This window comes from Nocardioides sp. P5_C9_2, from assembly GCF_054049555.1.
In genome coordinates, this window is record NZ_JBFUMD010000124.1 from 1 (window position 1) to 8,664 (window position 8,664).

An 8,664-nucleotide genomic window follows, 5' to 3' on the forward strand; every position below is an offset into this window, starting at 1 on the left:
CCCACACACTAGGCTCGCCGACGTGTCCCCAGTCCACGGTGGAGCCCACGGTCCAGCACCCGCCGGCAACCGGCGCAGCGACTGGCGAGGAGTCGACCTGCACGTGGTCACCGGCAAGGGCGGCACCGGGAAGTCGACGGTCGCGGCCGCGCTGGCGCTCGCCCTGGCCAGCACCGGCAAGAACGTCCTGCTGTGCGAGGTCGAGGGCCGCCAGGGCATCGCCCGGATGTTCGACGTCGAGCCGCTGCCCTACGAGGAGCGGCGGATCGCCCGCGGGCTGCCCCTGGGCGACGTCGCGCCGGGCACGGTCAACGCGCTGCACATCGACCCGGAGTCGGCCCTGCTGGAGTACCTGTCGATGTACTACAAGCTCGGCCGCGCCGGGAAGGCGCTCGACCGGTTCGGCATCATCGACTTCGCCACGACCATCGCCCCCGGCGTCCGCGACGTGCTGCTGACCGGCAAGGTCTACGAGGCCGTCCAGCGCAACGCCCGCAACAAGGACGCCGTGGCGTACGACGCCGTGGTGCTCGACGCACCGCCCACCGGCCGGATCACCCAGTTCCTCAACGTCAACGGCGAGCTGGCGGGGCTGGCCAAGGTCGGGCCGATCAAGGCGCAGGCCGACACCGTGATGACGCTGTTCCGCTCCCCCCGCACGGTGGTCCACGTCGTGACCGTGCTGGAGGAGATGCCGGTGCAGGAGACGGTCGACGGCCTCGCCGACCTGCGCGAGGCGCGGCTGCCCGTCGGCGGCGTCGTGGTCAACATGGTGCGTCCGCGCGACCTGGGGGCCGCCGACCTACGGGCGGCGCGGGCCGGCACCCTCGACCGCGAGGCCGTCGCCGCCGACCTCTCCCGCGCCGGCGTCGAGGTGTCCCACGAGCTGGTGGACTCGCTGCTCGAGGAGGCCGCGGACCACGCGGCCCGACGGGCGCTGGAGGACTCGCAGCGCGAGGTGGTGCAGGCGCTGGACGTGCCGTCGTACGAGCTGCCACGGATGCCGGGTGGCATCGACCTCGGCGGCCTCTACGAGCTCGCCGCACGGTTGCGGGAGCAGGGGCTCGCATGACCCGCAGCCGCCCGCGCGTCGGCCCGCTGGCCGCGACCACCGACCGAGCGTCCCGGCTGGACCTCGACGCCCTGCTCGACGACCCCGCGACCGGGATCATCGTGTGCTGCGGGTCCGGCGGCGTCGGCAAGACGACCACCAGCGCGGCCCTGGCCCTCCGGGCCGCCGAGCGGGGGCGCAAGGTCGTGGTGCTGACCATCGACCCGGCCCGTCGCCTCGCGCAGTCGATGGGCATCGAGACCCTGGACAACACCCCACGGCCCGTGGCGGGCGTCGGTCCGGGCTCCCTCGACGCGATGATGCTCGACATGAAGCGCACCTTCGATGAGGTGGTGCTGAGCCAGGCCACCCCCGAGAAGGCGCGGCTGATCCTGGACAACCCGTTCTACATCGCCCTGTCGAGCTCGTTCTCGGGCACCCAGGAGTACATGGCGATGGAGAAGCTCGGGCAGGTCCACCGTCAGGCCCGGGCCGACGGCACCTACGACCTGATCGTCGTGGACACCCCGCCCAGCCGGTCGGCCCTGGACTTCCTCGATGCCCCCGAGCGACTCTCCAGCTTTCTCGACGGGCGCTTCATCCGGCTACTGCTCGCTCCGGCCAAGGGCCCGGCGCGGTTGATGACGGCGGGCCTCGGGCTGGTCACCAACGCGCTCACCAAGATCCTGGGCGCCCAGGTGCTGCGCGACATGCAGACGTTCGTCGCGGCCTTCGACACCCTCTTCGGCGGCTTCCGGCAGCGGGCACAGGAGACCTTCTCGCTGCTGCAGGCGCCGGGTACGTCGTTCCTCGTGGTCGCGGCGCCCGAGCCGGACGCGATGCGCGAGGCGTCGTACTTCGTCGAGCGCCTGACCGAGGACGAGATGCCGCTGGCAGGGCTGGTCGTGAACCGCGCGAGCCCTGCGGCCCGCTCGCACCTCTCGGCCGACGCCGCCGCGGCGGCCGCGGACCGGCTGGTGGCCTCGTCGCCGGAGTCGACGACGGCCGGGCTGCTGCGCCTGCACGCCGACCGGGTGCGGATGGTCGAGCGGGAGGCGCACCTACGGGAGCGCTGGGCGACCGCCCACCCGGAGGTGGCGACCACGGTGGTGCCGGCCCTGGCGACCGACGTGCACGACCTCGAGGGTCTGCGCCGCATCGGTGACCTGCTGGCCGGGGCACCTGCCGACTGACGACGTCAGACGGTGGCGACGACCTTGACGTGCTCGATCCGCGCGGTCTCCAGCACGGTGCGCCACGACGCGGTCGGGCGGCGACGCAGCAGCGCCCGGCGCTCACGCTCGGTCATGCCGCCCCAGACGCCCCACTCGATCTGGTTGTCGAGAGCCTCGGCGAGGCACTCGGTGCGCACCGGGCACCCGGCACAGACCTGCTTGGCCTTGTTCTGCTCCGCGCCACGCACGAACAGCGCGTCCGGGGTGTCCTGCTTGCAAGCCGCTCGCGGCGCCCAGTCCTCAACCCACATGTCGATTCCCCACATTCTCGTGGATCCGTGATGGTCACCCCCATAGCGACCACTCACGACCCGAGGTCAAAGGTATGTACCAGTGAGCAGTTGAGATAGGCACTACTTGGCTCAAATCACATGGTCCTTTGTGACTAGTCCCCGCTCGCGCGAAGTGGGGGTGTGATAGCCCCCTCCCGTACATTGGGGTCCATGTCCATGCCCTCCCCCCGACCTGGCTCGGGCCGCTCGACCGCCCGGACCGTGGCCTCGCACCTCGCCGTGATGGCCGTCGTCTCGGCCATCCTCGGCGTCCTGGTCGCCGGTCTGGCCATCCCGTTCGCGGGTGTCGTCGGCGTCGGGGCCAAGAACGTCAGCAAGGGGATGGTCAACCTCCCCGCGGAGCTCGAGGCCAAGGAGCTGGCCCAGAAGACGCGCATCTACGACGTCAACGGCAACCTCATCGCCTCGCTCTACGACCAGAACCGCATCAACGTCCCGCTGAGCCAGATCTCGCGCAAGATGGTGCAGTCGATCGTCGGCATCGAGGACTACCGCTACTACAACCACGGCGCCCTCGACATCCGCGGCACCCTCCGCGCCTTCGTCACCAACCAGGCCAGCGGCTCGGTGCAGGGCGGTTCGTCGATCACCCAGCAGATGGTCAAGCAGACGCTGCTGACCCAGGCGGAGTCCAAGCAGGAGGCGGCGGCCGCCACCGACGACACCTACGCCCGCAAGCTGCGGGAACTGCGCTACGCGATCGCCTTCGAGAAGAACTACTCCAAGGACTGGATCCTCGAGCGCTACCTCAACATCGCCTACTTCGGGGACGGGGCGTACGGCGTGCAGTCCGCGGCACGCCACTACTTCGCCAAGAACGCCAAGAACCTCAACTACGTGCAGTCCGCGCTGCTCGCCGGGCTGGTCAAGAACCCCACGGGCTACGACCCCACCAACTCCCCCGAACGGGCCCTCAACCGCCGCAACGTGGTCCTCGACCGGATGGCCCAGCTGGGGGTCCTCGACCCCGCCAAGGCCGAGAAGCTCAAGGAGCGCAAGCTCGGCCTCAAGATCGAGCGCTCGCCCAACGGGTGCCAGCAGTCCCAGGCGCCGTTCTTCTGCGACTACGCCGTCAACTACCTGATGAAGGACAAGTCCCTCGGCGACACCGCCAAGGACCGCCGCCGCCTCCTCCAGTCCGGCGGCCTGACGATCCAGACCACGCTGGACCTCGACTACCAGAAGGCCGCCGACACGGCCGTCGCCGCGCACGTCAGCCCGACCGACCAGGCCATCGGCGGACTGGCGATGGTCGAGCCCGGCACCGGTCACGTGAAGGCACTGGCCCAGTCCCGTCCGATGGGCAAGGACAAGGCCGACGGCCAGACCTACCTCAACTACGTCGTCCCCCGGAAGTACGGCGACGCCAACGGCTTCCAGGCCGGCTCGACGTTCAAGGTGTTCGTCCTCGCCGCCGCCATCAACCAGGGCATCCCGCTCAGCACGTCGATCGCCTCCCCCGACAGCATCGAGCTCCCGGACAGCAGCTTCGAGACGTGCGACGGGCCGTACGCCGGCAGCGGCTCGTGGCCGGTGTCCAACTCCACCGGCTCGGGGACGTTCGACCTCTACAGCGGCACGCAGAACTCGGTCAACACCTTCTTCGCCCAGCTCGAGCAGCGCACCGGCATGTGCGAGCCGATCGAGCTGGCCGAGAAGATGGGGATCACGCTGCCGGACACCCAGAAGGTGCCTTCCTGGATCCTGGGCGTCTCCGACTCCAACCCGCTGACCATGGCCGAGGCCTACGCCACCTTCGGGGCGCGGGGGATCCACTGCGACGCCCTCCCGGTCACCTCGATCTCCGACGCCGACGGCAACCTGGTCAAGGACTACCCGCAGACCTGTGAGCAGGTCATGCCCGGCGCGACCGCCGACGCCGTCAACGACGTCCTCCGGGGCGTCATGGAGCCCGGCGGGTTCGGGCAGAACATCGCCATCGACAAGCCCTCGGCCGGCAAGACCGGCACCAACAACTCCAACATGGCGGTCTGGTTCACCGGCTACACACCGGAGATCGCCGCCGCCGCGATGGTGGCCGGTGCGGACCCGCTCGGCAACTGGGTGACCCTCAACGGTCAGGTCGTGGGCGGCAGCTACATCAGCGAGGCCTTCGGCTCGACGGTGGCCGGCCCCATCTGGGGCGACGCCATGGCGGCCGTCTCCTCCAAGCTCGACTACACCGACTTCACCGCCCCGTCGGGCGACCAGATCGCCGGTGTGCTCACCGCGGTTCCCGACGTCAGCGGGATGTCGCAGGACTCCGCCACCCAGGCGCTGGAGTCCGCGGGCTTCGTCGTCAGCGTCGGCGGCGTCGTCAACTCCGAGGTGCAGGAGGGCGCGATCGCCTACACCTCGCCCGGGGGCGGCACGTCCCTGAGCAGCGGCGACACGGTCGTCATCTACCCGTCGACCGGATACGTCCCCCCGCCGCCGGAGCCCAGCGGAGGCAACGACGGCGGCAACGGCGGTCGTGGTGGTGGCAACGGCGGGGGCAACGGTGGCGGCAACAGCGGTCGGGGCAACGGCAACCGCTGACCGACCCGGCGGGCGGACGCGTCAGCYGAGCTGGCGGCGTACCTCCGCGGCGACGGCACCACCGTCGGCCCGGCCCTTGACCTGGGGGCTGACCACGCCCATGACCTTGCCCATCGCCCGCATGCCCTCCCCGGCCGCGCCCGTCTGGGCGATGGCGGAGGTGACGAGGTCCGCGATCTCGGCGTCGCTCAGCTGCGCGGGCAGGTAGTCGGCGAGCACCTCGCCCTCGGCCGCCTCCTTGGCGGCCATCTCCGGGCGGTTGCCCTGCTCGAAGGCGACGGCGGCCTCGCGACGCTTCTTGGCCTCCGTCGACAGGACGCCGATGATGTCGTCGTCGGTGAGCTCGCGCTGCTCCTTGCCGGCCACCTCGGCGTTCGTGATCGCCGTGAGGACCATCCGCAGGGTGGAGGAGCGCACCTCGTCGCGGGCCTTGATCGAGGCGGTCAGGTCGGCGCGAAGGCGGTCCTTGAGGGAGCTCATGGGCTCATTGTGGCAGCCTTGCCGCGTGCCCCTCCTCCCCTTGGTCCGCCGCGCCCTCGACGTCGGCCTCCCCCTGGGGGTCGGGGCCGGGGCGGCCCTGGCGACGTACGCCGCGTGGGAGGCACGCCAGTACACCCTGCGCGAGGTGAGTGTCCCGCTGCTCCCCGCCGGGCACCGACCGCTGCGGGTGCTGCACCTCAGCGACATCCACATGGCCCCGGACCAGCGTGCCAAGCAGGCGTGGCTGCGCGAGCTGGCCGACCTGGCTCCCGACCTGGTGATCGACACCGGCGACAACCTCGCCCACCCCCGGTCGGTCCCGGCCGTCCTGGACGCCCTGGGTGGCCTGCTCGACCGGCCCGGCATCTCGGTGTTCGGGTCCAACGACTACTTCTCGCCGGGGTGGCGCAACCCCGCGCGCTACCTGCTGCCCGACACCGGCCACCGCAACACCCACACCCCCGAGCTGCCCTGGCGCGACCTCAGGGACGGCCTGGTCGACGCCGGGTGGCTGCACCTGCGCAACGAGCGCGGCTCGATCACCGTCGGGGACACGACCTTCGCGCTGGCCGGCGTCGACGACCCGCACCTGCAGTACGACGAGCTCGCGGCCGTMGCCGGCCCGGCCGACCCTGACGCGGACGTGCGCCTCGCGATCACCCACGCGCCGTACCTCCGCGTCCTGGACCAGTTCGCCGGCGACGGGTACGACGCCATCGTCGCCGGCCACACGCACGGCGGCCAGGTGTGCCTGCCCGGCTACGGCGCCCTCACCACCAACTGCGACCTCGACCGCGCGCGGGCCAAGGGTCTGCACCGCCACCCGGCGGACTCACGCCCCGGTGATCGTGGCTCGTCGTGGCTCCACGTCTCGGCCGGGATCGGGACCAATCCCTACATCCGGCTGCGCGTAGCCTGCCGCCCGGAAGCCACCCTGATGACGCTCACCACGCGCCCCGAACGGCCCTGATCCGCTCACCCCACCGGCCTCGACGATCCCGATTTCGGACGGCTCCGGCCGCTCGGGTATGCTCACCGTGCTTCGCAGCCGGTCACCGGTTCGGAGCGGATCGGGCTGTGGCGCAGCTTGGTAGCGCGCCTCGTTCGGGACGAGGAGGCCGCAGGTTCAAATCCTGTCAGCCCGACCGATCGGATGTTCCAGGACATCGGCAGGGCCCGGACCCACGGATGTGGGTCCGGGCCCTGAGTCGTCTCCGGGGATCGCTCGACAGCGCGGAACACCGGACGCCCCGGGGACGTGCGATCCTCCCCGCTGATCACGGGTCATCCAGGGCGACGGTCGTGGCACACTTCGCCGCATGGCTGACAAGGACCTCGAGGGCGACGAGTCCTCGCTGGAGCTCCCCTCCTTCGGCTTCGGCCGCAAGAAGCGCAGGCCGGTCGCGTCGGACGCACCCGTCGCCCCTGAGCCCGAGCCCCAGCCAGAGCCCCAGCCCGAGCGCCAGCCAGAGCCCGAGCCCGACCCGGAGCCGCTGGACCGCCCCACCGAGGTGCTGGAGCCCGTCCCGGCTCCCCAGGCTCGTCCGGTGCGTCGTCCGGCTCGCCGCCCCGAGCCGGTGACCACGGTCCAGCCCGCGCCGGTCCAGCCCGCGCCCGCGCGGGAGCGACGCGAGGTCCGCCTCCCGACCCTGCCGGCGCTGCCCGCGGTCCTGCTCGTCGGGGCCGTGGTCGGCCTGACCGCGGTCCTGCTCACCTACGGGTCGTTGCGGATGTGCGACGTCGCGACGGGCACCGCCTCGTGCGGCGGCGGCCCCGGGCTGCTCCTGATGGTGGCGATCCTCATCGCCCTCACCTACCTCGGCGGCTGGCTGCTGCGGGGCTTCGGCATCCGCGACGCCGCCAGCACCAGCTTCCTGGCGGTCGCGCTGCTGGCCGTGGTGGCGATGCTGTTCCTCATCGACTCGCTCGACGAGTGGTCGGGCGCGGTCGCCGTCACCGTGGTGACGATCCTCGCCTACGCCCTGTCCTGGAAGGTCACCGCGACGCTGGCCGACGCCGGTGAGGGCCAGCCGTAGCCGTCACCGCGACGCGGCGACCAGCTCGGCGATCTGGACGGTGTTCAGGGCAGCACCTTTGCGCAGGTTGTCGTTGCTTATGAAGAGCGCGAGACCACGATCGCCGTCGACGCCCGGGTCCTGCCGCAACCGACCGACGTACGACGGGTCCTTGCCGGCGGCGTGCAACGGCGTCGGCACCTCGCGCAGCTCGACACCCGGGGCGTCGGCCAGCAGCTCACGGGCCCGCGCGGGGGTGAGCGAGCGCTCGAACTCGGCGTTGACCGCCAGCGAGTGGCCGGTGAAGACGGGCACCCGGACGCAGATGCCCGAGACCAGCAGGTCGGGCAGGCCGAGGATCTTGCGCGACTCGTGGCGCAGCTTCTGCTCCTCGTCGGTCTCGTTGAGCCCGTCGTCCACGATCGAGCCCGCCAGCGGGAGCACGTTGTAGGCGATGGTGTCGACGTACTTCACCGGCTCCGGGAAGGTCACCGCCTCGCCGTCGTAGGCCAGCTCGCGTCCCTTGTCGCCCGCAGCCGCGACCCCGTCGGCCAGCTCGTCGACGCCGGCGACGCCGGAGCCCGAGACCGCCTGGTACGTCGACACGATGAGGCGTCGCAACCCGGCCTCGTCGTGGAGCGGCTTGAGGACCGGCATGGCAGCCATCGTCGTGCAGTTGGGGTTGGCGATGATGCCGTGGCCGGCCGCGACCACAGCGTCGATGGCCGCCGCGTTGACCTCGCTGACGACCAGGGGGATCTCCGGGTCCTTGCGGAACGCCGAGCTGTTGTCGATCACGATGACGCCGGCCGACGCGAAGGCCGGAGCCAGGGCCCGCGACGTGGTGGCGCCGGCGGAGAAGATGGCGATGTCGAGCCCTGCGGGGTCGGCCGTCGAGGCGTCCTCGACGGTCACCTCCCGGTCACCGAAGCTCAGCACCGTGCCCGCCGAGCGGGCCGACGCGAAGAAGCGGATCTCCTCGATCGGGAAGGACCGCTCGAGGAGGATCTCGCGGACCGCGACCCCCACCTGCCCGGTGGCGCCGACGATGC

The 8,664-nt window shown here is 71.4% G+C and carries 8 protein-coding genes and 1 tRNA gene; 6 read left to right on the plus strand and 3 right to left on the minus strand.

The window, feature by feature from the left end; translation table 11 throughout:
- Window positions 1-22 precede the first annotated feature (22 nt).
- The gene (locus ACXJKL_RS08440) at window positions 23-1,072 is read left to right on the plus strand and encodes an ArsA-related P-loop ATPase (RefSeq protein ID WP_457206616.1); all 1,050 of its coding nucleotides are present in this window, start codon (window positions 23-25) and stop codon (window positions 1,070-1,072) included.
- On the plus strand, window positions 1,069-2,244 hold the full coding sequence (locus tag ACXJKL_RS08445) for an ArsA family ATPase (protein ID WP_457206617.1): 1,176 nt from the start codon (window positions 1,069-1,071) through the stop codon (window positions 2,242-2,244). Before ACXJKL_RS08440 ends, ACXJKL_RS08445 begins: the two co-directional genes overlap by 4 nt.
- Before the next feature lie 5 nt (window positions 2,245-2,249).
- On the opposite strand, the gene ACXJKL_RS08450 is transcribed toward ACXJKL_RS08445, so the two are convergent.
- Window positions 2,250-2,537: a WhiB family transcriptional regulator gene (locus ACXJKL_RS08450; protein WP_457206618.1), complete on the minus strand. Its 288-nt coding sequence runs from the start codon at window positions 2,535-2,537 to the stop codon at window positions 2,250-2,252.
- 192 nt (window positions 2,538-2,729) lie between these two features.
- On the opposite strand from ACXJKL_RS08450, the gene ACXJKL_RS08455 reads away from it, so the two are divergent.
- Window positions 2,730-5,117 (plus strand): penicillin-binding protein, encoded by a 2,388-nt coding sequence (locus ACXJKL_RS08455; RefSeq protein ID WP_457206619.1) that lies wholly within the window; start codon window positions 2,730-2,732, stop codon window positions 5,115-5,117.
- 21 nt (window positions 5,118-5,138) lie between these two features.
- Here the strand turns inward: ACXJKL_RS08455 and ACXJKL_RS08460 are convergent, their stop codons facing one another.
- Window positions 5,139-5,597 (minus strand): GatB/YqeY domain-containing protein, encoded by a 459-nt coding sequence (locus tag ACXJKL_RS08460; RefSeq protein ID WP_457206620.1) that lies wholly within the window; start codon window positions 5,595-5,597, stop codon window positions 5,139-5,141.
- 25 nt (window positions 5,598-5,622) lie between these two features.
- Here ACXJKL_RS08460 and ACXJKL_RS08465 point away from each other — a divergent pair, with 25 nt between their 5' ends.
- The 3 genes from ACXJKL_RS08465 (at window position 5,623) to ACXJKL_RS08475 (ending at window position 7,633) form a co-directional block, all read left to right on the plus strand.
- Window positions 5,623-6,567 carry a metallophosphoesterase gene (locus tag ACXJKL_RS08465; RefSeq protein WP_457206621.1) on the plus strand — a complete coding sequence of 315 codons (945 nt, stop codon included), beginning with the start codon at window positions 5,623-5,625 and terminating at the stop codon, window positions 6,565-6,567.
- Between the two features lie 101 nt (window positions 6,568-6,668).
- A tRNA-Pro gene (locus ACXJKL_RS08470) sits at window positions 6,669-6,742 on the plus strand.
- 174 nt (window positions 6,743-6,916) lie between these two features.
- Window positions 6,917-7,633 (plus strand): hypothetical protein, encoded by a 717-nt coding sequence (locus ACXJKL_RS08475; protein ID WP_457206622.1) that lies wholly within the window; start codon window positions 6,917-6,919, stop codon window positions 7,631-7,633.
- 3 nt (window positions 7,634-7,636) lie between these two features.
- Here ACXJKL_RS08475 and ACXJKL_RS08480 read toward each other — a convergent pair whose 3' ends face one another.
- Window positions 7,637-8,662: an aspartate-semialdehyde dehydrogenase gene (locus tag ACXJKL_RS08480; protein ID WP_457206623.1), complete on the minus strand. Its 1,026-nt coding sequence runs from the start codon at window positions 8,660-8,662 to the stop codon at window positions 7,637-7,639.
- Window positions 8,663-8,664 lie beyond the last annotated feature (2 nt).